20 protein-coding genes are annotated in these 24592 nt (G+C 63.3%); 13 read left to right on the top strand and 7 right to left on the bottom strand.

Annotated features, from left to right (window positions below):
* Positions 1 to 197: 197 nt before the first annotated feature.
* The 3 genes from QCE79_RS09260 (at position 198) to QCE79_RS09250 (ending at position 3983) form a co-directional block, all read left to right on the top strand.
* Positions 198 to 1136 (top strand): phosphate acetyltransferase, encoded by a 939-nt coding sequence (locus tag QCE79_RS09260; protein WP_250465192.1) that lies wholly within the window; start codon positions 198 to 200, stop codon positions 1134 to 1136.
* An 8-nt stretch (positions 1137 to 1144) separates the two neighbouring features.
* The gene (locus QCE79_RS09255; RefSeq protein WP_309843591.1) at positions 1145 to 2323 is read left to right on the top strand and encodes an acetate/propionate family kinase; all 1179 of its coding nucleotides are present in this window, start codon (positions 1145 to 1147) and stop codon (positions 2321 to 2323) included.
* 67 nt (positions 2324 to 2390) lie between these two features.
* Positions 2391 to 3983, top strand: coding sequence for a TrkA C-terminal domain-containing protein (locus QCE79_RS09250; RefSeq protein ID WP_309843589.1), 1593 nt, complete (start codon positions 2391 to 2393; stop codon positions 3981 to 3983).
* Between the two features lie 51 nt (positions 3984 to 4034).
* Here QCE79_RS09250 and lysS read toward each other — a convergent pair whose 3' ends face one another.
* From lysS to QCE79_RS09230, 4 genes are all read right to left on the bottom strand, one after another.
* Entirely contained in the window at positions 4035 to 5561 is a 1527-nt protein-coding gene (lysS, locus tag QCE79_RS09245; RefSeq protein ID WP_309843586.1) for a lysine--tRNA ligase, read from the bottom strand.
* Positions 5562 to 5650: 89 nt separating this feature from the next.
* Positions 5651 to 6755 (bottom strand): peptide chain release factor 2 gene (prfB, locus tag QCE79_RS09240; protein WP_244825612.1). Its coding sequence is split into 2 segments (ribosomal slippage): positions 5651 to 6673 and positions 6675 to 6755, totalling 1104 coding nucleotides; the frame shifts between segments, so codons are not numbered across the junction.
* A gap of 85 nt (positions 6756 to 6840) precedes the next feature.
* Complete coding sequence (recJ, locus tag QCE79_RS09235; RefSeq protein WP_309843583.1) at positions 6841 to 8544, bottom strand: single-stranded-DNA-specific exonuclease RecJ; 1704 nt, start codon at positions 8542 to 8544, stop codon at positions 6841 to 6843.
* A 12-nt stretch (positions 8545 to 8556) separates the two neighbouring features.
* Positions 8557 to 9645: a regulator gene (locus QCE79_RS09230; protein ID WP_309843581.1), complete on the bottom strand. Its 1089-nt coding sequence runs from the start codon at positions 9643 to 9645 to the stop codon at positions 8557 to 8559.
* A 248-nt stretch (positions 9646 to 9893) separates the two neighbouring features.
* On the opposite strand from QCE79_RS09230, the gene QCE79_RS09225 reads away from it, so the two are divergent.
* From QCE79_RS09225 to ftsB, 8 genes are all read left to right on the top strand, one after another.
* Entirely contained in the window at positions 9894 to 11147 is a 1254-nt protein-coding gene (locus QCE79_RS09225) for a lipoprotein-releasing ABC transporter permease subunit (RefSeq protein WP_309843579.1), read from the top strand.
* Positions 11140 to 11850: a lipoprotein-releasing ABC transporter ATP-binding protein LolD gene (gene lolD / locus QCE79_RS09220; RefSeq protein ID WP_250465188.1), complete on the top strand. Its 711-nt coding sequence runs from the start codon at positions 11140 to 11142 to the stop codon at positions 11848 to 11850. The genes QCE79_RS09225 and lolD overlap by 8 nt, the downstream gene beginning before the upstream one ends.
* A 23-nt stretch (positions 11851 to 11873) precedes the next feature.
* The gene (locus QCE79_RS09215) at positions 11874 to 12662 is read left to right on the top strand and encodes a TatD family hydrolase (protein ID WP_250465187.1); all 789 of its coding nucleotides are present in this window, start codon (positions 11874 to 11876) and stop codon (positions 12660 to 12662) included.
* Between the two features lie 86 nt (positions 12663 to 12748).
* On the top strand, positions 12749 to 15388 hold the full coding sequence (locus QCE79_RS09210; protein WP_309843574.1) for a DNA internalization-related competence protein ComEC/Rec2: 2640 nt from the start codon (positions 12749 to 12751) through the stop codon (positions 15386 to 15388).
* A gap of 219 nt (positions 15389 to 15607) precedes the next feature.
* Entirely contained in the window at positions 15608 to 17302 is a 1695-nt protein-coding gene (locus tag QCE79_RS09205) for a CTP synthase (RefSeq protein ID WP_309843570.1), read from the top strand.
* A complete protein-coding gene (gene kdsA / locus QCE79_RS09200) occupies positions 17299 to 18153 on the top strand; it encodes a 3-deoxy-8-phosphooctulonate synthase (RefSeq protein ID WP_309843569.1) in 855 nt (284 codons plus the stop codon). Before QCE79_RS09205 ends, kdsA begins: the two co-directional genes overlap by 4 nt.
* 367 nt (positions 18154 to 18520) lie before the next feature.
* Entirely contained in the window at positions 18521 to 19804 is a 1284-nt protein-coding gene (gene eno, locus QCE79_RS09195) for a phosphopyruvate hydratase (protein WP_244825600.1), read from the top strand.
* Between the two features lie 108 nt (positions 19805 to 19912).
* A complete protein-coding gene (ftsB, locus tag QCE79_RS09190) occupies positions 19913 to 20377 on the top strand; it encodes a cell division protein FtsB (RefSeq protein ID WP_244825598.1) in 465 nt (154 codons plus the stop codon).
* A gap of 97 nt (positions 20378 to 20474) precedes the next feature.
* On the opposite strand, the gene QCE79_RS09185 is transcribed toward ftsB, so the two are convergent.
* The 3 genes from QCE79_RS09185 to QCE79_RS09175 all read right to left on the bottom strand — a co-directional run bounded on the left by QCE79_RS09185 (position 20475) and on the right by QCE79_RS09175 (position 22511).
* A complete protein-coding gene (locus tag QCE79_RS09185; protein WP_244825596.1) occupies positions 20475 to 20831 on the bottom strand; it encodes a hypothetical protein in 357 nt (118 codons plus the stop codon).
* 144 nt (positions 20832 to 20975) lie between these two features.
* Positions 20976 to 21929, bottom strand: a complete 954-nt coding sequence (gene hslO / locus QCE79_RS09180) for an Hsp33 family molecular chaperone HslO (RefSeq protein WP_244825594.1) — start codon at positions 21927 to 21929, stop codon at positions 20976 to 20978.
* A 57-nt stretch (positions 21930 to 21986) separates the two neighbouring features.
* The gene (locus QCE79_RS09175; RefSeq protein WP_244825592.1) at positions 21987 to 22511 is read right to left on the bottom strand and encodes a gamma carbonic anhydrase family protein; all 525 of its coding nucleotides are present in this window, start codon (positions 22509 to 22511) and stop codon (positions 21987 to 21989) included.
* A gap of 244 nt (positions 22512 to 22755) precedes the next feature.
* Here QCE79_RS09175 and QCE79_RS09170 point away from each other — a divergent pair, with 244 nt between their 5' ends.
* Both QCE79_RS09170 and QCE79_RS09165 read left to right on the top strand, forming a co-directional pair.
* Positions 22756 to 23601, top strand: a complete 846-nt coding sequence (locus QCE79_RS09170; protein ID WP_309843562.1) for a ferritin-like domain-containing protein — start codon at positions 22756 to 22758, stop codon at positions 23599 to 23601.
* A gap of 35 nt (positions 23602 to 23636) precedes the next feature.
* Positions 23637 to 24521, top strand: a complete 885-nt coding sequence (locus QCE79_RS09165; protein WP_244825588.1) for an alpha/beta fold hydrolase — start codon at positions 23637 to 23639, stop codon at positions 24519 to 24521.
* The last annotated feature ends 71 nt before the right edge of the window (positions 24522 to 24592 follow it).

The raw sequence follows: 24592 nt of genomic DNA, 5'->3' as shown, positions 1-24592 counted from the left end.
CGAGGATCGATGCCTCCCGTCGATTACGAGACCCGCACAGAGAGACGCTCCGTGGCCACGATTTGGCACGGTGAGAAGCGGCAGCACGATCGAACGTGGCAGCGGCGCGAAGCAGTCACACGACGCGCATCGATGCCGGTGCTCTACTCATCGTGCATCGCCAAGCGCCAGCAGTTCACGCCAATCGAGGGCATGAAATGGAATTCAAACGCGAAAAATACGAGCGGCTGCTCGCTTTCGCCAGCACTTTGCCGCCGCTGCCGACCGCGGTCGCTCATCCATGCGACCACGACTCTCTGTCTTCCATCATCGAAGCGGCGCGGCTCGGGCTCGTCGCGCCGATTCTCGTAGCCTCGCGCAGCAAACTCGAAGCGGTCGCCAGCGAGTGCAATCTCGATCTCGGCGATCTACCCATCATCGACGTTCCGCACAGCCACGCGGCGGCGGAAGTCGCGGTGCAGCTCGTGCATGAAGGGCGCGCGGAAGCGCTGATGAAAGGCTCGCTGCACACCGACGAACTGATGGGCGCGGTGGTCACGCGTAACGGCTTGCGCACCGGGCGGCGCGTGAGCCACTGTTTCGTAATGGATGTTCCCGGCCGCGAAAACGCCCTGATCATCACCGACGCCGCCGTCAACATCTCACCGACGCTCGACCAGAAGCGCGACATCGTGCAGAACGCCATCGATCTCGCTCACGCATTGCGCATTGCCGAGACGCGGGTAGCGATTCTTTCCGCGATGGAAACCGTCAATTCGAAGGTGCCCTCGACGCTAGATGCCGCCGCGCTCTGCAAGATGGCCGATCGCCAGCAGATCACGGGCGGCATTCTCGACGGCCCGCTCGCGCTCGACAACGCAATCAGCGAGGAAGCCGCAAGGATCAAGGGGATCGAATCACCGGTGGCGGGGCGCGCGAACGTGCTCGTCGTGCCGGACCTCGAATCCGGAAACCTGCTGGCAAAAAGCCTGTCGTTTCTCGCTGGCGCGGATGCAGCGGGCATCGTGCTGGGCGCGAAGGTGCCGATCATCCTGACGAGCCGTGCGGATTCGATCATGACGCGGCTCGCATCATGCGCGGTGGCCTCGCTCGTGGCGCTCGCGCGGCGCGAGAATCCTTCGGCCGCGATCGTCTAGAGGGATGTATGGACGTCGTTCTGGTCATCAACGCGGGGTCGTCCAGCATCAAGTTTCATGCATACGTCGAGACGGAAGGCAGCCTCGATCCTGTCGCCGGCGGCAAGCTCGAAGAGATCTACGGCAAGCCGTACTTCGAGGCCAGGCGGCCGAACGGCGAACTCATCGACGAAAAGCATTGGCCCGAAGGCGAACAACTCGGGCACGACAATGCGATCACGTTCTTGCTGAACTGGCTGCGTGAACGCTCTTCCGGCGCGAAACTGCTTGCCGTGGGTCATCGTGTGGTGCATGGCGGTGAACGATTTGCAGCGCCGGTGCGCGTCGATACGGACGTGCTCGCGCAACTGGAAGCGCTCGTTCCGCTCGCACCGCTTCATCAGCCGCATAACCTCGCAGCGATCCGCGCGATACGAGCGCGCAATCCGCAGGTGCCACAAATCGCATGTTTCGATACGGCCTTCCACCATACGCAGCCCGCAGCGGCAACGCGCTTCGCGCTGCCGCCCGAGATCACGCAACGCGGCGTGCGGCGCTACGGGTTTCACGGGCTGTCGTACGAGTACATCGCGAGCGTTCTGCCGCAATACAGCGCAAAGGCCGCCAATGGCAAGAGCGTGGTGCTTCATCTTGGCAACGGCGCGAGCATGACGGCGCTCGATCGAGGCAAGAGCGTCGCCAATACGATGGGCTTCACGGCCGTCGAAGGGCTCGTCATGGGCACGCGCTGCGGGAGCATCGATCCCGGCGTGCTGCTATGGATGATGCAGGAAGCGCGCATGGACGCCCATGCCATCGAGACGCTGCTCTACAAGCGCTCCGGTCTGCTCGGCGTGTCGGGTATTTCCAGCGATATGCGCACGCTGCTCGCGAGCGATGCACCCGCTGCCGCCGAAGCGGTCGATCTGTTTTGCTATCGAATCTCGCGCGAACTCGGCTCGCTTGCGGCCGCGCTCGGCGGGCTCGATGCGCTCGTGTTTACCGGCGGCATCGGCGAACGTGCGGCGCCCGTGCGCGAGCGCGTGGGGCGCGCGGCGGCATGGCTCGGCGTATCGCTCGACGACGAGGCCAATGCACGCCACGAACGGCGCATCGACGATTCGACGAGCGCAGTCGATGTCTGTGTCATCCCGACGAACGAAGAATTGATGATTGCCCGTCACGCGTTAAGGCTGCTGGGAGGCTGAACGTCGGCGGGCGCATTGCCAGCGGAAAGACGATGCGTGGCGCGGCTGACATCGACAAGAGGACGTTATGAACGCAATCAGGACGCTGCTCGAAGCTCAGCCGCTCTTCACGTTGTTCCTCACGATCGCGCTCGGCTATGTGATTGGCGAGATTAGCCTCAAAGGCGTCTCGCTCGGATCGGGGGCCGTGCTTTTCGTCGGCTTGGCAATCGGCGGATTCGCGCCGAAAGCCTTGCCGCCCGCGCTGCTCGGCACGCTCGGCTTGTTGCTGTTTCTGTACGGCATCGGCATTCAATACGGCGCGCATTTCTTCAAGGGACTGACGAGCGCGGAAGGATTGCGGGCCAACGCGGCAGCGGCGCTTGGCGTCGTCGCGGCGGGTTTCGTGTCGCTTTCGCTGGTGCCGGCGTTCGGTCTCAGGCTCGACGAAACGCTCGGCTTGTTCGCGGGCTCGGGAACCAGTACGGCGACGTTGCAAGCCGTGATCTCAACCTTGCATAGCGATGGCGCCGCCGTGGGCTACAGCGTGACTTATCCATTCGGCGTCGCCGGTCCGATACTGATGATCTACGCCCTCGGCGCGTTGCTCAAAGTGAAGATCGAGGCGCCGCCCGAAAGCAACATCGAGACGGCGGAGATCGCCCTGCAAAATCCCGCGCTCGTCGGTCTCAGCGCAGTCGAACTTCATGCGGAGTTGCCGGATGGCGTGACCATTGCCGCCGTTCGCCGCGCGCATCGCAACCGGCTGCCGACCGCGGATTTCGTTCTGCAAACCGGCGATGTCCTGCTGGCAACGGCATTGGAGCCGGCCGCGCTGGAGGAGGCGGCCACACTCATCGGCGAGGTTCAACCGGGCAGGATCACGCGGCATCGGGAAGATCTGGATTACCTGCGCGTGTTCGTATCGAGCCGGGTCATGACCGGGCAGCGCATTGGGGACATTCGATTTCCCGATGGCGTCGTCTGCTCGATTGCTCATGTGCGCAGAGGCGACGCCGACATGTTGCCTCACGTCGATCTGATTCTGGAATCCGGAGACAGGGTCGGGTTGCTGGTGAATCGGACGCATGCCAAAGCGGTTCGCAAACTGTTCGGCGACTCGATCAAAGGGACGGCCGAACTCAGCTTCATCTCAATTGGCGTTGGCGCCGCGATTGGCCTGCTCATTGGCATGATTCCGATTCCCGTGCCCGGCGTGGGAAAACTGACGCTCGGGCTTGCGGCGCTGCTTTTGACCGCGCTTTATCTTGGGAAGATTCGTCGCTCGGGGCCATTTATCTGGAGCGTGCCATTGTCGGCGAATCTGGTTCTGCGGAACTTCGGGTTGACCATGTTTCTGGCACAAGTCGGGATTGCTTCCGGACCGAAATTCTTTGCCGAAGTAGGGGCGACGGGTGTTTCGCTCCTGCTTTACGGCGCGGTGATTCTGATTGCGTTAGTGCTCGTGACGGCGTTTTTCTGCTTGGTGATTTTCAAGCTGCCGTTCGATACCACCATTGGCGTTCTCAGCGGTGCTACGGGAAATCCCGCCATTCTGGCGTTTGCCAATCGCGTGACGCCAACCGATAAACCGGATATCGGCTATGCCATGATTTTCCCGTCGATGACCATTCTGAAAATTCTGTTCGCGCAGATTGCCGCCGTGTTGATGGGGCATTAATCAGAAGCGATGCTGCAAGACAGCGCTGACATCACTGTCAGCGCCACTAACTCAGTCCTCGCGACGCAGATGCGGGAACAAAATGACGTCGCGGATGCTCGGGCTGTCGGTCAGCAACATCACTAGCCGGTCGATGCCGATTCCGCAGCCGCCTGTCGGCGGCATGCCGTATTCGAGCGCGCGAATATAGTCGGCATCGAAAAACATGGCTTCTTCGTCGCCCGCGTCTTTCTGATCGACTTGCGTCTGAAAGCGCGCGGCCGGATCTTCCGGATCGTTCAATTCGGAAAAGCCGTTGGCGATCTCGCGGCCCGTGATGAACAACTCGAAGCGCTCCGTGATGCCCGCCACGCTGTCCGACTCACGCGCGAGCGGCGACACTTCGATTGGATAATCGACGATATATGTCGGCTCCCACAATTGCGATTCAGCCGTCTCTTCGAAAAGCGCCAATTGCAATGCGCCAATGCCCGCATTCAAAAACGCCGGTTGCGTCGTATCCACGCCGAACTTTTTCAATTCCGTGCGCAGGAACGCGGCGTCGCCGAGTTGCGCGTCGGTGTATTGCGGCGCGTATTTTTGAATAGCCTGATTGATCGTCAGCCGATGAAACGGCTTCGAAAAATCGAGTTCGCGGCCCTGATACGTGATGCTCGCGGTGCCGAGCGAGTCGATTGCCGCCTGGCGGATCAGTTGCTCGACGAAGTCCATGAGCCAGTGATAATCCGTGTATGCGGCGTAGAACTCCATCATCGTGAATTCCGGGTTGTGTCGCGGCGACACGCCTTCGTTCCGGAAATTACGATTGATCTCGAACACACGCTCGAAGCCGCCGACGATCAGCCGCTTCAGATACAGCTCCGGCGCGATGCGCAGAAACATCTGCATGTCGAGCGCGTTGTGGTGCGTAACGAAAGGCTTGGCCGCCGCGCCGCCCGGAATGGGGTGCAGCATTGGCGTTTCGACTTCCATGAAGCTCGCCTGCGCCATGAAATTGCGAATGGACGTGACCGCCTTGGTCCGCGCCATGAAGGTCTTGCGCGACTCCGGCGTGACGATCAGATCGACATAACGCTGGCGATAGCGCATTTCCTGATCGGCAAGGCCGTGAAACTTGTCGGGCAGCGGACGCAGCGCCTTCGAAAGCAGGCGCAGTTCCGTGCAGCGCACCGACAGTTCGCCCTTGTTCGTGCGAAACAGGACGCCGCGCGCGGCGACGATATCGCCCAGGTCCCACTTCTTGAAGGCGTCGTAAGTCTCGGCGCCGACGTCGGCGGGCGTGATGAAGAACTGGATCTGGCCGCTGCCGTCCTGGACCGTCGCGAAGCTGGCCTTGCCCATCACGCGCTTGAGCATCATGCGGCCGGCAAGCGCCACGGGCAGGGGATTGGCTTCGAGTGCTTCCTTGTCGGTATTGGCGAATTCGCCTTGCAGCGCGGCGGCCTGATGCGTCGGACGAAAGTCGTTCGGATAAGCGACGCCTTGCTCGCGCAGCGCGCGCAATTTGTCGCGACGCTCGCCGATGATCTGGTTTTCTTCCAGTTCGGGCGCGGCGCCCGCTTGAGTCGGTTCGGTCATGATGTGTAGCTTTCGATACGGTGGGATGCGGCGCGGCGAGGGCCAGACGAAAGCGCGGATACCGAAAGCCGGTATCCGCGCCGCGAAACTCAAACGCCCTGTTTCAGGCTCGCGCTGATGAAGTCGTCGAGGTCGCCGTCGAGCACGGCGCGCGTGTTGCTCATTTCCACGCTGGTGCGCAGGTCCTTCACGCGGCTCTGGTCGAGCACATAGGAGCGGATCTGATGGCCCCAGCCCACATCGGTCTTGCTCGATTCGAGCTTGTCCTGTTCGGCCTGGCGCTTGCGCATCTCGAATTCGTAGAGACGCGCCTTCAGCATCTGCATGGCTTCCGCGCGGTTGCGGTGCTGCGAGCGGTCGTTCTGGCACTGCACGACGATGCCAGTCGGCGCGTGCGTGAGACGCACCGCGGAGTCGGTCTTGTTGATGTGCTGGCCACCCGCGCCCGAAGCGCGATACGTGTCCGTGCGGATATCGGCGGGATTGATTTCGATCTCGATCGAATCGTCGATTTCCGGATACACGAACACCGACGAGAACGACGTATGCCGCCCGCCCGACGAGTCGAACGGCGATTTGCGCACGAGGCGGTGAATGCCCGTCTCGGTACGCAGATAGCCGTAGGCATATTCGCCTTCCACCTTGATGGTCGCGCTCTTGATCCCGGCGACGTCGCCTTCGGATTCCTCGAGCACTTCGGTCTTGAAGCCCTTGCGTTCGCAATAGCGAAGATACTGGCGCAGCAGCATGGACGCCCAGTCGCACGCCTCGGTGCCGCCCGCGCCCGCTTGGATGTCGATGAAGCAATTGTTCGGGTCGGCCGGGTTCGAGAACATCCGGCGAAATTCCGTGTCTTCGACGCGCACTCGCAGTGCTTCCGCGTCGGTTTCGCAGGCGACGAGCGTTTCTTCGTCGCCTTCCTCGTGCGCCATCTCGAAGAGATCGCTGGCGTCGCGCAGGTCGTTGTCGAGCGCGGTGAGTTTCGACACCACGCCGTCCAGCAGCTTCTTCTCACGACCGAGCGCTTGCGCGTTCTTCGAGTCGTTCCAGACGTTCGGGTCTTCGAGTTCTTTGTTGACTTCGGCTAGACGCGCTGACTTGGCGTCGTAGTCAAAGATACCCCCGTAGCTCGCCCGCGCGACGGCGCAGGTCGGCCAGAAGGCTTTCGATCGCGTTGAGACGTTCCGCTTCCATTGTCGATCTTCGGCTTCGTAAAAAGGTGCAATTATAGCCGATCGACCGGGTTTTCCCGCTTCGAGCGGGCCGTTCCGGCGGGTTTTCAGCCCGCGTGTTCGACGATCAGCTGCACGCGCGCCACGCCGTTCCATGAATCGCTGACGAGCCGGTAAGCGACCGTCGCGCGCGCCGGGAGCGGGTCGACATGGTTGAACCAGATCGCGTTGAAGCGCTGGCGCCCGCGCAGAAGTTGCAGCTTCAGATGCTTGTCCTTGACGAGCGCCTGCGACGCGACCTCGAACTCGCCGGAGAACGTGGGCGCCGGAAAGCCTTGTCCCCACACGGCTGCGTCGATCAGTTCGACGAATTGCGGCGTGAAATACGCGTCCTCCAGTTCGCCATCGGTTTCGATGGTGCGTGAAAGCGCGTCGGCCGTCAGCCATTCGCGTCCGATGGCCTCGAACGCGGCCGTGAAGCGCGGAATGTCGGCGGTGGCGAGCGTGAGGCCCGCCGCCATCGCGTGACCGCCGAATTTGTGGATGAGACCGGGTTCGCGCTTCGAAATGAGATCGACGGCGTCGCGCAGATGAAAGCCCGGAATCGAGCGGCCGGAGCCTTTGCAGAGCACGCCGCTGTCGTCGGCGTGCGCGAAGGTGAAAGACGGCCGATGAAACCGCTCCTTCAGCCGCCCCGCGACGATGCCGATCACGCCCTGATGCCAGCTCGCGTCGTAGAGCGTGAGCGTGGCGCGCTCGCCGGGGTCGAGCGTCTGCAATTCGGCGAGCGCCTGCTGCTGCATGCCCGCTTCGATCTCGCGGCGCTCGCGGTTCATGCCGTCGAGTTGTTGCGCGAGTTCCCACGCGCGGCCGATATCGTCGGTCGTCAGGCATTCGATGCCGAGCGACATGTCCGACAGCCGTCCCGCCGCGTTCAGACGCGGTCCGAGCGCGAAGCCCAGATCGAAGCCGGAAGCGGTGCGCGCATCGCGGCTCGCGGCCCGGAAAAGCGCGGCGATGCCCGGCTGCATGCGGCCCGAGCGAATCCGCTTCAAACCCTGCGCGACGAGAATGCGATTGTTGGCGTCGAGCTTCACGACATCCGCGACGGTGCCGAGCGCGACCAGATCGAGCAGGCCGTCGAGACGCGGTTCGGGGCGGCCATCGCCATAGGTGTCGCGACGCCGCAGTTCGGCGCGCAGCGCGAGCAGCACGTAGAACATCACGCCCACGCCCGCGATGCATTTGCTCGGAAACGCGCAGCCCGGCTGATTCGGATTGACGATCGCGCGCGCGGCGGGCAACTCGTCGCCGGGCAAGTGATGGTCGGTGACGACGACTTCCATGCCGAGCGCATTGGCGGCCGCGACGCCATCCACGCTGGCAATGCCGTTATCGACCGTGATCAGAAGATCGGGTACGCCGCGTGGCGAACGCGCCGCCAGTTCGACGATCTCCGGCGTGAGCCCGTAGCCATATTTGAAGCGGTTCGGAACCAGATAGTCGATGTCCGCGCCGAACATGCGCAGCCCGCGCACGGCGACGGCGCAGGCGGTCGCGCCGTCGCAGTCGTAATCGGCGACGACGAGCATGCGCTTGTTCGCTGCGAGCGCATCGGCGAGAACGACGGCGGCGGCATCGCAACCCTTCAGGCCGACGGGCGCGTGCAGGCGCTTGAACTCGGTTTCGATTTCGTCGGGCGACGTGACGCCGCGCGACGCATACAGCCTCGCGATGACGGGATGCAGGCCGTGGCGCGCGAGGGCTTCGGCATCGGCGGGGGAGGCGGCGCGGGTAACGATACGCGTCATGCTGTCAGTGACCTATTCGATGAAAAGCGCCGCGATCGGCCGGCGTCGCCAGAACTTGCGCAAGTCCGAGCGCGTGACGCCGAGCGTCACCGAGCCTGTATCGCCGCAGAGCGTGATACCGAGTTTCTTGAGCGTGCCGTTCGTGAGCGCGTCGAGCGCGGGCGCGAACCACGCGGTTTCGAGCGCCTGCAACGAGTCGTTCCAGCGCGCCCAGTCCTGTTCGATGAACGGCGCCGAGAACGGATCGAGTTCGACGAGCGTCGTGCCTTCTTGCGCTTCTCGCCCGTTGGCGAGCGCGGCGAAAGAGTCGGCTGGCGCTTCGGGCGCGATGTTCGAGGCGAGCGCGAGACCGCGTGTGGCGGCGGCGTCGGACATGATGCGGGCGAACGGGCTCTTGACCGGACGCAGCGTGCCTTGTCCGTGCAGCCAGATGGAGTTGATCGCAGGCAGGCCGCGCGACTCGCGTTCTTCGTTGACCGGATGTTCGAACCACGCCATCTGGATTTCGTTCTGCAACTTCATCCAAGCGCGCGAACGTTCGCCCGTGCGGGCTTCGTGCGGCAACCAGATTTCGATGTTGCGTCCCGTCGCGCGCAACGGCGACGCGCCCGCGAGCGCGCCCAGCGCGCCGCCCGACACATACCAGCGCAACGGCGTGGGCGCTTGCAGCGTGATGCCGAGGTCTTCGATCACGGGCCGCGCCGTATCGAAGAGCGTGCGGGCTTCTTCCGTGCGCACGCCGAGCGTGGCCGGATCGATGAGCACGAGATGGTCGTGCGCGATGCGCACGTGAACCGGCTCGATACAGGCCCAGAGCGCATCGCCGGGCGTGCCGCCATCGGCGAGCAGCATGTAGGGTGCGAGCGGCGCTTCGTCGGAGTTTGGCGCGGCGGCATCGAAACGTTGCGCGATCCAGCGCTCGTGCGGCAGCGTGCGCTGAAAGTCTTCGCCGAGCACCCGCTCTTCCAACGTCGCGCGCGCGAGGAGTTTGTCGAGCGCCGCGCTTTGCAGCCCGTGTAGCGCGGTGGCGGCGTCTGCTGCGGCAGGCAGCGCGAAGGGGAGCAGAAGATGGAGGTCGGAAACGGGCATGATGGTCGGCATTGTAGGGCAAAGGCGCACGCGGCATCGGTGCTCGCCATCGCCCTGGAAGAAGCGATTTCTTCGTCGCCGGACATCGATCGGACCTGCGCCGCGCCTTTGAATTGTCCTAATATGGCAAACTTTCGCCAATTTCGCGCTCGCGTCGCGCTGCATCCGCTAGTCGCGCATGTGCGTAATCAAGAGAGAAGCGCAAAACCGAAGCCGCAAGCAACGACGGCAACGCAGCAACCGTAGAAGAAAGGATTCGCTTGAAACTCCCGTATGAATGGCAGATAGGCTGGCGCTACACGCGCGCCAGCAAACGCACCACAGGCAACGGCTTCATCTCCTTCATCGCGCTCGTGTCGATGGCGGGCATCGCGCTCGGTGTCGCCGCGCTGATCGTCGTGCTCTCGGTCATGAACGGCTTCCAGAAAGAGGTGCGCGACCGCATGCTCTCCGTGCTCGCGCACGTGGAGATCTTCTCGCCGACCGGTTCCATGCCCAACTGGCAAGTGACCGCGCAGGAAGCGCGCCGCAATCCGGAAGTGCTCGGCGCGGCGCCCTATGTCGAAGCCCAGGCGCTGCTCACGCGTCAAGGCGCGGTGAGCGGCGTGGCGTTGCGTGGCGTGGAGCCGTCGCTGGAACCGGAAGTGTCGGACATCGGCAAGGAAATGCGCTCGGGCGCGCTCGCGGAATTGAGGCCGGGCGAATTCGGCATCGTGCTCGGACGCGATCTCGCGACCAATCTCGGCGTGATGACCGGCGACAAGATCACGCTCGTCGCGCCCGAAGGCACGATCACGCCGGCCGGCATGATGCCTCGACTCAAGCAATTCACAGTGGTCGGCATCTTCGAGTCGGGCCACTACGAATACGATTCGACGCTCGCGCTCATCTCCATTCGCGATGCCGAGGCGCTATTCCGCCTGCCTGCGCCAACCGGCGTGCGGCTGCGGCTGAAGGACATGCAGCGCGCGCCCGAAGTCGCGCGGCAACTCGCGCACACGCTCTCGGGCGACTTGTATATTCGCGACTGGACGCAGCAGAACAAGACGTGGTTCTCCGCCGTGCAGATCGAAAAGCGGATGATGTTCATCATTCTCACGCTGATCATCGCGGTGGCGGCGTTCAATCTTGTCTCGTCGCTCGTGATGACCGTCACCGACAAGCAAGCCGATATCGCCATCCTGCGCACGCTCGGCGCGCAGCCAGGATCGATCATGAAGATCTTCGTGGTGCAGGGCGTGACGATCGGCTTCATCGGTACGGCGCTCGGCGTGACGTTCGGATGTCTCGTCGCATGGAGCATTCCGTGGCTCGTGCCGATGATCGAGCATCTCTTCAACGTGCAGTTTCTGCCGCCTTCGGTTTATTTCATCAGCGAACTGCCGTCCGAACTCGTCCCGGGCGATGTCATGAAGATCGGCGTCATTGCGTTCCTGTTGTCGTCGCTGGCTACGCTGTATCCGAGCTGGCGCGGTTCCAAGGTTCGTCCGGCGGAGGCGCTGCGCTATGAGTGACTTGAACCAGAACGAGATCGTGTTGCACGCGTCTTCCATCTCGAAGACTTTCGTGCAGGGCGGCTTCAACGTGCAGGTGCTCGACAACGCGCAACTGGAAGTGCGGCGCGGCGAGAAGCTCGCCATCGTGGGCGCGTCGGGATCGGGCAAGAGCACCTTGCTGCATGTGCTCGGCGGCCTCGACGAACCGAGCGCGGGCAAGGTCTCGCTGCTCGGCAAGCCGTTCACGCAGTTGAAGGAAAAGGAGCGCAACGAGTTGCGCAATCGCGCGCTTGGCTTCGTGTATCAGTTCCATCATCTGCTGCCGGAATTCACCGCGCTCGATAACGTGGCGATGCCGCTGCGCATTCGCCGCATGCCGGAAGACGAGGCGCGCCGCGAAGCGATGGTCATGCTGGAGCGCGTGGGCATCGGGCATCGCGCGAAGCATCGGCCGGGCGAACTGTCGGGCGGTGAGCGCCAGCGCGTGGCCATTGCGCGGGCGCTCGTCACGCATCCGGCGTGCGTGCTCGCCGATGAACCGACCGGCAATCTCGACGGCGGCACCGCCGACACGGTCTTCAATCTGATGCTGGAACTGTCGCAGACGCTTTCGACGAGCTTCGTGATCGTCACGCACGACCCCGATCTGGCCGCGCGATGCGACCGCATCATGCGCCTGCGCGACGGCGTGCTGCACGAAGAGCCGTCCGTGCCGGTGTAATCACGCGCGCCGCGGAGGACGCCATGTGGATCGATACGCACTGCCATCTCGATGCCTCGGAGTTCGACGCGGACCGCGCCGCCGTCGCGGATGCCGCGCTCGGCGCGGGCGTGTCGCGCATCGTGATTCCGGGTGTGGATCGCGGCAACTTCGACACCGTGCGCGATCTGGCGCATGGCATCGCGGGCGGGGCGTACGCGCTCGGCATCCATCCGCTTTTCACGCCGGGCGCGCGGGAGGACGATCTGCGCGTTCTGCGCGAGAAGATCGAGGCGAGTCTCGACGATCCGTTGTTCGTCGGCATCGGCGAAATCGGGCTGGATTACTTCGTGCCCACGCTCGACGACGCGCGCCAGCAGTTCTTCTACAACGAGCAACTCAAGCTCGCGCGCGAGTTCGATCTCGCGGTGATCTGCCATGTACGCAAGTCGCAGGACAAGGTGCTGAAGGGCTTGCGCGTGCATGCCATCCGATGCGGAATCGCGCATGCGTTCAACGGCAGTTTTCAGCAGGCCGAGGCGTTCATCGCGCAAGGCATGCATCTCGGTTTCGGCGGCAATCTGACGTTCGAGCGCGCGCGACAGATCCGCCGTCTGGCCAGCGACTTGCCGCTCGAAGCCATCGTTCTCGAAACCGATTCGCCCGATATCGCGCCTTCCTGGCGCTACAAGGGGCGCAATTCGCCGGACCAGGTTCCGGGTATCGCGAAGGTGCTGGCCGAGTTGCGCGGCATCGATGAAAACGCGCTTGCCATCGGCACAACGGCTAACGCGCATCGTGCATTGCCCCGGCTCGCGCTTGCCTCTGCATAATCGTTCGCAGGTTTCGCATTGCTTCGGATGACTTGGTTTTCCGATGCGGATGCGTTCGCTTTGATCGAACGTGTGGGTGAGGATAGGTGCGCGCGATATTGCTCGGTTTCGCGGCGGGCGTCTGGTGGTTACAACAGCAGGCGCAATTGCCGTCGTGGTTGGCGTGGTTCTGCGCTTCGCTGTGCCTTTGCGGCATCGGTGCGCGTGGGGCCCGGCGGCGTTCGGCATTCATCCTGGCCGCGTTCGCATTCGGTTTTGCCTATGCCGCGTTGCGCGCCGACGTGCGACTGCAGGCGCATCTGCCGGTTGCTTACGAACAACGCGATATCGCGTTGACCGGCTTCGTGCGCGGTCTGCCCGAGGCTCAGACGGACGGCGTGCGGTTCCTGTTCGAAGTCGAATCGAATGGCGCGGGGTTGCGAGACTTTCCGCGCATCGTCAGATTGCTGTGGATGCCCGCCGAGCGAGGCCACGCCAACGCGCCGCCGACGCTCGTGCCGGGTCAGCGCTGGACGCTTTACGCGCGTTTGAAGCGTGCGCACGGCAACGCGAACTTCGGGCTGCGCGACAGCGAAGTCGCTTTGCTCGAACGCAATATTCGCGCAACGGGCGCGGTGTCGAACGTGCGGGCGCCACGGCGTTTGCGTGTCGATGCGCGCGGGCCGCTGCTCGCGATAGAGCGCATGCGTGCACGTTTGCGCGGACGCATCGAGACCGTGCTCGCGGATGCGCCCCATCGGGGAATCATCGTGGCGTTGGCGGTGGGCGCGCAGTCATCGGTAAGCGATAGCGACTGGGCCATCATGCGCGCGACCGGCACGAGCCATCTCGTTGCGATTTCGGGGCTGCATATCGGCTTCGTGGCGGGGCTCGCGGCGTTGTTGTGCGGCTTCGCATGGAAGCGCATGCGGCTGCGTGGCATGGCGGCGCCGCTGTGGGTATCCGCGCCGAAAATCGCGGCCTTGGGCGCGGCAATCTTCGCTTCCTGCTATGCGGCGCTCGCCGGTTTCAACGTGCCCGCGCAACGCGTGCTGTGGATGTTGGTCGTGTTCGGCATCGGATTTATCGGCGGGCGAAGGCCGGCTTCTTCGCTGGTGTTTTGCTGGGCGCTCGCGTTCGTGCTGCTTGCCGATCCGTGGGCCGTGACGTCACCCGGATTTTGGCTTTCGTTCGGCGCGGTCGCGGCGATTCTGCATGGCATCGCGTCGGTGGGGCGGCAAGCGGTGAGGGTGGTGGAAGATGCAGAGACGATCGCGCGGGAGATGGAGGCGCGGGAGCCGCCGGATCCCGACGCTGGCCGGCAGAAAGCGAATGTAAGGACGGGTTCGAAAGCGGCGCGCGGCCAGCCCGCCGCGCTCGTGCGTGACGAGAGTAACGACAGCGCTCGCGTGCCGATCGCGTCCCCGGCACATACCACGCCGCTCGAAGAGGCACGGCGCGTGATCAACCCAAGCCCCGGTGCTTTCCAAAAGCTCACCGGAGCTTGCCGCCGTGCCGCATCGAATGGACATCGTCACGCCTTGTCGAGCTTGCGCGTGCAATACGCCGTGACACTCGCGCTCGCGCCTCTGACCATCTACTGGTTCTCGCAGATACCGCTCATCGGCCCGTTGGCCAACTTGTTCGCGATTCCCTGGGTCAGCGTGCTCGTGACGCCCGCGACGCTCGCGGGACTGATCCTTCCCGCGCCGTTCGACGCCCCCGCGCTCCATTTCGCGCACGCATCGTTGAGCATGATGATCGATGCGCTCGCCCGCCTCGCGGCCACGACGAATTCACCGCTCTGGCACTTGCCGCAACCCGGCGCGTTTGCGCTCGTCGCCGCATGCGTGGGCGTCGCGTGGGCGCTTGCGCCGCGCGGCTGGCCGTTGCGCTTTGCCGCGCCGCTCACGTGGCTGCCGCTTCTCGCATCCGCGAATCACGTGACGCCGCATGGCGAGTTTCGCGTGACCGCGCTCGACATCGGGCAAGGCTCGTCGCTCGTCGTCGAAACCCGTCGTCATACGCTCGTTTTCGATGCCGGTCCCGGCCCCGAATCGACGCACGCGGGCGAACGTATCGTCGCGCCGTATCTGCTCGCGGCGGGCATCCGCTCGCTCGATACGCTCGTCATCAGTCACTCCGATTCGGACCACGCAGGCGGCGCGCCCGCGGTGCTGCAAGGCATCGCGGTCGAGCAACTGCTCGCGTCGCTGCCTGCAAGCGACCTGCTCTGGTCGCTTGCACGCGCGCGCGGCGCCGAGAGGCTGCGCTGCGCGGCAGGTCAGCACTGGACGTGGGACGGCGTGGACTTCAGCATGCTCTGGCCGGATGCCGGGCCGCTTACCGGCAAGCCGAATCATCAAGGTTGCGTAATGAAGGTGACGAACGCGGAAGGCCGCAGCGCGCTTTTCACCGCCGATATCGAGGCAGGCGACGAACGCACGCTCATCGCGCGAGATCGCGCGGCGTTGCACGCGGACGTGCTGATCGCGCCGCATCACGGCAGCCGCACGTCATCGACCGAACCGTTTCTCGACTCCGTGAAGCCGCTCGCCGCGATATTTCAGATGGGTTATCTCAACCGTTTTCATCATCCGAACCCGACCGTTTATGCGCGCTATCAGTTGCGCGAGATCGCGCTGTCGCGAAGCGATGAAGACGGCGCGGCGCGGATCGACTTCGGGCAAGAGATCGCGCTCGAACGCTTCCGGCAGACTCACTTGCGCTACTGGATGAATCGCTGAACGAGGCGCCGTTCTCAGGACATCGTCCGCGCGCATGCACGTATCGCGCGGTGCGGCGCATGATCGTATCTTTGTCCTGAAACGGGCGTTCGCACCGCCCGCGACAGACATCGCGAGCATCGCCGAGGCGCGCACCGATGCAGGGCAATTGCGCCGCCGATCCTCTGGGTGGGCGCGTGCCTTTACGGTATAATCCGTTTTTCCCGCGAGCATCTAGCGATGACCAAATATGTATTCGTCACCGGCGGCGTAGTTTCTTCCCTTGGCAAGGGTATTGCCGCCGCCTCCCTCGCCGCGATCCTCGAATCGCGCGGTCTGAAAGTCACCCTCCTCAAGCTCGATCCCTACATCAACGTCGACCCCGGCACGATGAGCCCGTTCCAGCACGGGGAAGTGTTCGTGACCGAAGACGGCGCCGAGACCGATCTCGACCTCGGCCATTACGAGCGCTTCATCAGCACGAAGATGCGCAAGGCCAACAACTTCACCACGGGCCAGATCTACGAATCGGTGATCCGCAAGGAACGTCGCGGCGAGTATCTCGGCAAGACGGTGCAGGTCATTCCGCACATCACCAACGAGATTCAGGCTTTCGTCGAACGCGGCGCCGCCGCGGCGACGTGCGGGCAGCCTGACGTGGCAATCGTCGAAGTGGGCGGCACGGTGGGCGACATCGAATCGCTGCCGTTCCTCGAAGCCGCGCGTCAGATGAGCCTGCGCATGGGCCGCAACAGCGCGTGCTTCATCCACCTCACGCTGGTTCCGTTCATCGCCACCGCGGGCGAGCTGAAGACCAAGCCCACGCAGCACAGCGTGCAGAAGCTGCGTGAAATCGGTATCTATCCGAACGTGCTTCTTTGCCGCGCCGACCGCCCGATCCCCGACGACGAGCGCCAGAAGATCTCGCTCTTCTCGAACGTGCATGAGGAAGCGGTCATCTCGGTGTGGGACGTCGACAGCATCTACAAGATTCCGCAGATGCTGAACGATCAGGGCCTCGACGAAATCGTCTGCAACGAGTTGAAGCTCTCGCCGCCGCCAGCCAACCTGAAAATGTGGTCGGATCTCGTCGAAAAACTCGAGCATCCGAAGAACGAAGTGACCATCGGCATGGTGGGCAAGTACGTCGAACTGACGGAGTCGTACAAGTCGCTGATCGAAGCGCTGCGTCACGCCGCCATTCATACGTCGACCAAGGTCAACATCGAATATATCGACTCCGAGCAGATCGAAGCCGAAGGCGCGGACGGTCTCAAGCATCTCGACGCCGTGCTGGTGCCGGGCGGTTTCGGGCGTCGCGGCACGGAAGGCAAGATCAAGGCAATCCGCTATGCGCGCGAGTCGAAGACGCCGTATCTCGGCATCTGTCTCGGCATGCAGCTCGCAGTCATCGAGTTCGCGCGCGACGTCGCCGGTCTCGCCGATGCCAACAGCACCGAGTTCAATGCCGACACGACCAATCCTGTCGTCGCGCTCATCACCGAGTGGTACGACCGTGCGGGCCGCGTCGAAAAGCGCAGCGAGGAATCGGATCTCGGCGGCACCATGCGTCTCGGTTCACAAAAGTGCCCGATCAAGCCCGGTACGATGGCCGAGCGTATTTACGGCACGGATGTGAACGAGCGTCATCGTCACCGTTATGAGGTCAATAACCGTTTCGTGCCCCAGCTCGAAGCCGGCGGGCTTATCATCAGCGCCCGTACGCCGAGCGAGGATCTGCCCGAAATGATGGAGTTGCCGCAAGCACAGCATCCGTGGTTCGTCGGCGTCCAGTTCCACCCGGAATTCACGTCCACGCCGCGCGACGGGCATCCGCTCTTCAAGGCATTCGTCGAAGCGGCGCGCGCGCATAGTCTCACGGCTGGCGGCGCGAACACCACGCAGACCGCGGCCACGGCAGGAGCGCAAGCATGAAGCTGTGTCACTTCGAAGCGGGACTCGACAAGCCGTTCTTCCTGATCGCGGGAACCTGCGTGGTGGAGTCGGAGCAGATGACTATCGACGTCGCCGGGCGTCTCAAGGAAATCACCGACAAGCTTGGCGTGCCGTTCATCTACAAGTCGTCCTACGACAAGGCGAACCGCAGCTCGGGCAAGTCGTTTCGCGGCCTCGGCATGGACGAAGGCTTGCTTATTCTCGGCGAAGTGAAGAAGCAACTCGGCTTGCCGGTCCTGACGGACGTGCACGCCGAGCACGAGATCGAAGCGGTGGCATCGGTCGTGGACGTGCTGCAGACGCCTGCGTTCCTGTGCCGTCAGACCGACTTCATTCATGCGTGCGCGCGTTCGGGCAAACCGGTCAACATCAAGAAAGGCCAGTTCCTCGCGCCGCACGACATGAAGAACGTGATCGACAAGGCGCGCGACGCGGCGCGTGAAGCCGGTCTTTCGGAAGACCGCTTCATGGCGTGCGAGCGCGGCGTGTCGTTCGGCTATAACAACCTCGTGTCCGATATGCGCTCGCTCGCCATCATGCGCGAGACCAACGCGCCTATCGTGTTCGACGCAACTCATTCGGTGCAGTTGCCGGGCGGGCAAGGCACGAGTTCGGGCGGCCAGCGTGAGTTCGTGCCGGTGTTGGCGCGCGCGGCGGTGGCCGTGGGCGTGTCCGGGCTTTTCATGGAGACGCATCCCGATCCCGCGTGCGCAAAGTCGGACGGCCCGAACGCGGTGCCGCTGCATCGCATGGAAGCGTTGCTCGAAACGCTCGTCGCGCTGGATCGCGCGGTCAAGAGCGGTCCGTTTCTCGAAAACGACTTCAGCTGATCGTCAAATCGCTTCAGGCAGGAAAGCGGGCGTCGCCTTCACGGCGTCCGTGTCTTAAAAATAGTCACGCGGAGTGACAACATAAGAGGAGATGGGCGTGCAAGGCCTGGCGGCACGAGGGCTTGTCAAACGCGCCGCGGCCGCAGCAAAACGCATGCAGCCGGTTTCATGTGCGGACCATCGATTTCGACAGTGCCAGACGGTTCGATCGTCGCTGGCGCCAGGCTCGCGTGGCAACACGCGGGCAAGCGCCACGGAATGAACCTGATGGCCGTGGAAGGTGTCTCAAGCGAAGCCGTCGCGCGCGAACCTGGACGCGCGAAGCATCGCTGTGACTGACAGAATTCATCGTCAATTTGAGGAAACCATGAGTGCTATCGTAGATATCATCGGCCGCGAGATTCTCGATTCGCGAGGCAATCCGACCGTCGAATGCGACGTATTGCTCGAGTCGGGCACGATGGGCCGCGCAGCGGTGCCGTCGGGTGCATCGACGGGCTCGCGCGAAGCCATCGAACTACGCGACGGCGAAGCCGGCCGCTATGGCGGCAAGGGCGTCCTGAAGGCAGTCGAACACATCAACACCGAGATCTCCGAAGCCATCATGGGTCTCGACGCCTCGGAGCAGGCATTCCTCGACAAGACGCTGCTCGAACTCGACGGCACCGAAAACAAGTCGCGACTCGGCGCGAACGCAATGCTCGCCGTTTCCATGGCGGTTGCGAAGGCCGCAGCCGAGGAAGCGGGACTGCCGCTGTATCGCTACTTCGGCGGCTCGGGCGCCATGCAACTGCCGGTGCCGATGATGAACATCGTCAACGGCGGCGCGCACGCGAACAACAGCCTGGACATCCAGGAATTCATGATAGTGCCGGTAAGCCAGCCGACCTTTCGCGAAGCCCTGCGTTGCGGCGCCGAAGTGTTCCACGCGTTGAAGAAGATTCTGGCCGATCGCGGCATGAGCACGGCAGTGGGCGACGAAGGCGGCTTTGCGCCGAACTTCGGCAGCAACGACGAGTGTCTCTCGACCGTCCTGCAGGCTATCGAGAAAGCGGGGTATCGCGCCGGTGAAGACGTGCTGCTCGCGCTCGATTGCGCGGCAAGTGAGTTCTACCACGACGGCAAGTACCAGTTGGCCGGCGAAGGTCTGCAACTGTCGTCCGGCGAATTTTCGGACTATCTGGCGACGCTCGCCGACAAGTTTCCGATCGTCTCCATTGAAGACGGCATGCACGAAAGCGACTGGGACGGCTGGAAGACGCTGACCGATCGCCTCGGCAAGAAGATTCAGCTCGTCGGCGACGACCTCTTCGTCACCAACACGCGCATCCTGAAGGAAGGCATCGACAAGGGTATCGCCAACTCGATCCTCATCAAGATCAACCAGATCGGCACGCTCACCGAAACCTTCGCGGCGATCGAAATGGCGAAGCGCGCGTCGTACACGGCGGTCATCTCGCACCGTTCGGGCGAGACGGAAGATTCGACCATCGCGGATATCGCCGTCGGTCTGAACGCCGGTCAGATCAAGACCGGTTCGCTGTCGCGCAGCGATCGCATCTCGAAGTACAACCAGTTGCTGCGTATCGAGGAAGACCTCGGCGATATCGCAAGCTACCCCGGCAAGTCGGCGTTCTATAACCTCCGCTAAAGCTTTTGCCGCTTTAGTCGATAAGAACGTTAGTCTTATTTTCAGCCCGCCGCCCACGGCCTCGACGTCAATAGAGGTTGCCGGGCGGCGCTTATTTCGGCTACTCGAATGCGGCTCGTAACTGTCGTTCTGGTCTTGTTACTGGCGCTGATCCAATACCCGTTGTGGTGGGGACACGGCGGCTGGCTTCGCGTGCATGAATTGCAGCAGCAGCTCGCGCAGCAAAGCGACAAGAACACGAATCTGAAGCTGCGCAACGAGCGCGTTCAGGGTGAAGTGCAGGATCTGCAAAGCGGCACCGCGGCTGTCGAAGAGCGCGCGCGCTATGAGATGGGCATGGTGAAGGACAGCGAGGTGTTCGTGCAATTCGTCGCGCCGAACTCCAACGCGCCTGTCAACTCGGCGAACGTGCCCGGCATGAACGGTTCGACGCGCGGGCAAGTCTCGGCGGCGCCGTTGCGCGTGGTGCCGAATCCGGTTTCGCGCTCGAAGCAGGAAATGCGCGACGCGGACAAGAAAATGCAGAAGGAAAAGGCCGCCGAAGCGAAGAAGAAGCAGGGCGCGGCTAACTGAGCGGCTTTTCGTTTTTCTCGGCAAAATAAAAAATGGCGCAGTCGATATTTCGACCGCGCCATTTTTCATGTGCGCCTGGTTTGCGCGGGATTCGCCGTTACCAGGAATAGCCGGTGCCGATGCCTATACCCGAGCCCCAGTAAGGACCGCCACCCCAGCCGCCGCTGGAATAGCCGCCGTAGACCGTGACGGGCGGCGTGTAGTAGTTGGACATCATCTTGGCGTCGTTGCCGATGCTCGCAGCCTTCTGCGATTCGTTCAGCGCCTGTTTGTCGATGGCGTTATAGCGCGCCATCTGCTGCTCGGGCGTGAGCGTCTCTTGCGGGGGCAGCGGCGTGTTGGGCAAGCGGCTGTAGATTGGCGAAGGGCCGGGCGGGTCCATCGTGCAGCCAGCGACGAGCGCCAAGCCCAAGAGGCACGACGAAAGTTTCCAGTTGAGCGTTGCGGTTTTCATTTGCGACCTCCAGCGGGCCGGTACTGAGTTCTGCGGGGTGAAAATCATACCGTGCGGCAAGCTTGATGCATCAACCAATGCAAAAGCCGCGCCGGATTGGCAGATGCCCTCGCCAATCCCGCGCAAACCCAGGCGCCGCAAGGCTCAGTGCCGCTGACCGGGCGCCGGGCTCACCCCTTGTGAGAGCTCTTTTGCGACAAAAAGTTGCGCAACGTCCACCGGGTCGAACTCGTAGCGTTGATTGCAGAACTCGCAGTGAACCTCGACGCTGCCGCGCTCCTTGATGACGCTGTCCACCTCTTCGCGGCCGAGCATCTTCAGCATGCCGCCGACCTTTTCGCGCGAGCAGCTGCACTGGAAGCGCGCGGGCGCAGGCTCGAAGTGCTGCACGTTCTCTTGCCAGAAAAGTCGCCGGAACACCGTCTCGGGCTCTTCCTTCAGCAATTCCTCGGCGGAAAGCGTGCTGCCGAGATGACACACGCGCTGCCAAGTATCGGCGTCGTGTTCGCCCGGATGCGGCACGATTCCGCCATCGCCCGGCAGCTTCTGCAGCAGCACGCCGACGGCGCGGTCGGTGTTCGCCGCGAGCCAGATGCGCGTGTCCAGCTGCTCGGAGTGATGCATGTAGTGTTCGAGCACTTCCGACATCGACGTGAGCGGCCCGTGCTCGCCCGACAACGGCACGATGCCCTGATACGGCTGCTGTCCCGGCCTCTTGTCGTTCGGGTCGAGCGTGATGACGCAGCGCCCCTGGCCATTGCGGTTGAGCAAATCGGCAAGCGACATGTCGCCGTCGAGCTGCTGTTCGTTCGCGTCATCGGAAAGCTTGGCCGTGGCGCGCAGCGACAGATTCGAATTGCACTGCACGACCAGCATTTTCACGGGGCCGTCGCCATATATCTGCATGATTAGCGTGCCGTCGAACTTGAGGTTCGCCGACAGAAGCGCGCACGCGGCCATCATCTCGCCGAGCACATTGCGCACCGCTTGCGGATACGAACGGCGCGCGAGCACTTCTTGCCACGTATTGCGCAGCGAGACGATCTCGCCGCGCACGGGCGCCGCATTGAACATGAATTTTTGCAACTGGTCGTTCACAACTCTTCCTTGGGTGATGAGGCGAGACGCGCCGTCTTCGATAAGCGGATGAGCCGCTCAACCGATGCGCACGAGCTGCGCCTTGTAGAATTCGCGCCGGTCCGCGTAGCTTGCCGTGGCTCCGCGCATGCGGGCGATATCCGCTTCGCCGATCTCCCGCACCGCTTTGGCGGGTGCGCCGAGAATCAGAGTGTTATCCGGAAAAACCTTGCCTTCGGTGACGATGGCGCCCGCGCCAACCAGACAGTTGCGGCCGATTACCGCACCATTCAAGACCACCGCCTGAATTCCGATCAGCGAGCCTTCCTTTACGGTGCAACCGTGCAGCATGGCCTGATGTCCGACGGTCACGTCGTTTTCGATCGTCAGAGGAAAACCCGGGTCCGCGTGCAGCACCGCGCCTTCCTGCACGTTGCTGCCGTGACCGACGACGATCGGTTCGTTGTCGCCGCGCAGCGTCGCGCCGAACCACACGCTGGCATTTTCCTCGAGCGTCACCTGACCGATGATCGTCGCGGTATCCGCGAGAAAGACGCTTTCGTGGATGGTGGGGGCGTCGTCGCCGAGTTTGTAGATGGCCACTGTGTCTCCTGGGCGTTGTCTTCGAAGGGTGGGATGCGCTCGTTGCCGCGTCGGGTTGCGCGAGGGCTACAATGCGCGCCTTTGTCGTATGTCGTTCCGCGCCTTGTCCAATTGGTTGGCCGCGCGGATTATTGCTTTCGGCGTGTCGTGCGTGCGCCGGGATTACCATTTTAGCCGGTTGCGCCGAAACGTCCTTCGCGCCGGCCGCATTCGCTTCCTGGCGTCTTTCGCTTAACCGAGCATCATGCAAAACGTTCCGACTTCCTTCACCGACGATGCCTGCATGCGCCGCGCGGCGCTCGCCATTCTCCGCGAGCGCGATCCGGTGACGAAAGCGCGCGACGCCCGCACGCTGTACGAGCGCGTGCTGAGCGGCGCGGCGCGCATCGACCCGGAGGTCGCGCTCGACGAACCGGACGACTTGCCCGGCCGTCCCGAGGCGCCGGAACTCGTCGAGCCGTCATCGCTCAAGCGCCGCAGCATGCAATCCGACGCGGGGCGCGCGGTGCTGCTGCACGCGCTTGCGCACATCGAATTCAACGCGATCAATCTGGCGCTCGATGCCGTGTGGCGCTTTCCTTCGATGCCCACGGCGTTCTACATCGACTGGCTGAAGGTCGCGGCGGAGGAGGCGCTTCACTTCTCGCTGCTAACCGCGCGTCTGGCGCAATTCGGCCACGTCTACGGCGATTTTCCCGCTCACGACGGCTTGTGGGAAATGGCCGAGCGCACCCGCGCCGACGTGCTGGCGCGCATGGCGCTCGTGCCGCGCACGCTCGAAGCGCGCGGTCTCGATGCCTCGCCGCCCATTCGCAAGCGTCTCGCGCAGGCGGGCGACGAAGCGTCGGCAGCGATTCTCGATGTAATCCTGCGCGATGAAATCGGTCATGTGCTGATTGGCAACCACTGGTTCCGTTTTCTCTGCGACGCGGCGAGTCTCGAACCGCATCCTACTTACGAGCGTCTTGCGAAGCAGTATCACGCGCCGAAATTGCGTGGCCCGTTCAACTTCGAGGCGCGTCGCGACGCGGGCTTCGACGAGGCCGAACTGCGCGCGCTCGCCGGGCTGGACGAGAACCCGTCGCTATAATCGAACGATCATCTTTTTCGAATGCGACACCGACCATGAAAGAATCGCGCTCCGAATTCGTCGATGCGCGCGGCGTGCGTCTGCACGTGCGCCGCTGGGGCTCGCCCGACGCGCCCATGCTTTTCATGCTGCACGGCTGGATGGACGTCGCGGCATCGTTCCAGTTCGTCGTCGATGCGCTAAAGGGCGACTGGCAAGTGCTCGCGCCCGACGCACGCGGTTTCGGGCTGTCGGACTGGCCGGTGGCCGAGAAGGGCGGCGGCCATTACTATTTTCCGGACTATCTCGCGGACCTCGAAGCGCTCATCGACCATTTCGATCCCGTCGGCAAAGTGAACCTGATCGGCCACAGCATGGGCGCGAACTTCGCGCTGCTCTATGCGGGCGTGCGGCCGGAGCGGGTACGCCGCGTCGTCGATCTCGAAGGCTTTGGGCTGCCCGCGGCGCATCCGGCGCAGGCGCCCGGACGTATCGCTACATGGCTCGACGACCTGCGCGCGCCGCCACAACTGCGCAGCTATGCGACGCTCGATGAAGTCGCCGATCGGCTGATCCGCACCAATCCGCGCTTGGCGCCTGCACGCGCGCGCTTTCTCGCGCAGCACTGGTCACGGCAGGAAGCCGACGGGCAATTTCATTTGCTCGCCGACCCGGCACACAAGCTGCGTGGTCCTACGTTGTATCGGCTCGATGAGGTGTCGGCGGTCTGGAAGCGTGTTCAGGCGCCCGTGCTGCACGTCGAGGCGAAGGATTCGCCCACGCTCGCGGGTTTCGCCGGAAAAATGCCGATTGCCGAGTTCAAGACGCGCTTCGAGGCGTTTGCCGACTGGCGCGAGGAAATCATCGATGAAGCGGGGCATATGGTTCATCACGATCAACCCGAGCGAGTCGCGGCGCTCATCGAAGCGTTCTGCGCGTGAATGTGCACGCTAACGCGCGGCCAGGCGCAACGGCATCACCAGCACGTCATGCCGTTACAGTAAAATGTTAA

Source organism: Caballeronia sp. LZ003, from assembly GCF_031451465.1.
In the GTDB taxonomy this organism is placed as follows: domain Bacteria; phylum Pseudomonadota; class Gammaproteobacteria; order Burkholderiales; family Burkholderiaceae; genus Caballeronia.
Note: the sequence above shows the minus strand (reverse complement) of the source record. Positions and strands in the feature narration are given on the sequence as shown.

Bases quoted from the DNA above. Each gene is read 5' to 3' on its own strand.
- eno (WP_244825600.1), top strand. From the start codon at position 18,521: ATGAGTGCTATCGTAGATATCATCGGCCGCGAGATTCTCGATTCGCGA.
- lysS (WP_309843586.1), bottom strand. From the start codon at position 5,561: ATGACCGAACCGACTCAAGCGGGCGCCGCGCCCGAACTGGAAGAAAAC.
- QCE79_RS09260 (WP_250465192.1), top strand. From the start codon at position 198: ATGGAATTCAAACGCGAAAAATACGAGCGGCTGCTCGCTTTCGCCAGC.
- QCE79_RS09250 (WP_309843589.1), top strand. From the start codon at position 2,391: ATGAACGCAATCAGGACGCTGCTCGAAGCTCAGCCGCTCTTCACGTTG.
- QCE79_RS09215 (WP_250465187.1), top strand. From the start codon at position 11,874: ATGTGGATCGATACGCACTGCCATCTCGATGCCTCGGAGTTCGACGCG.
- kdsA (WP_309843569.1), top strand. From the start codon at position 17,299: ATGAAGCTGTGTCACTTCGAAGCGGGACTCGACAAGCCGTTCTTCCTG.
- QCE79_RS09255 (WP_309843591.1), top strand. From the start codon at position 1,145: ATGGACGTCGTTCTGGTCATCAACGCGGGGTCGTCCAGCATCAAGTTT.
- ftsB (WP_244825598.1), top strand. From the start codon at position 19,913: ATGCGGCTCGTAACTGTCGTTCTGGTCTTGTTACTGGCGCTGATCCAA.
- QCE79_RS09230 (WP_309843581.1), bottom strand. From the start codon at position 9,645: ATGCCGACCATCATGCCCGTTTCCGACCTCCATCTTCTGCTCCCCTTC.
- QCE79_RS09205 (WP_309843570.1), top strand. From the start codon at position 15,608: ATGACCAAATATGTATTCGTCACCGGCGGCGTAGTTTCTTCCCTTGGC.
- recJ (WP_309843583.1), bottom strand. From the start codon at position 8,544: ATGACGCGTATCGTTACCCGCGCCGCCTCCCCCGCCGATGCCGAAGCC.
- QCE79_RS09185 (WP_244825596.1), bottom strand. From the start codon at position 20,831: ATGAAAACCGCAACGCTCAACTGGAAACTTTCGTCGTGCCTCTTGGGC.
- QCE79_RS09170 (WP_309843562.1), top strand. From the start codon at position 22,756: ATGCAAAACGTTCCGACTTCCTTCACCGACGATGCCTGCATGCGCCGC.
- QCE79_RS09165 (WP_244825588.1), top strand. From the start codon at position 23,637: ATGAAAGAATCGCGCTCCGAATTCGTCGATGCGCGCGGCGTGCGTCTG.
- lolD (WP_250465188.1), top strand. From the start codon at position 11,140: ATGAGTGACTTGAACCAGAACGAGATCGTGTTGCACGCGTCTTCCATC.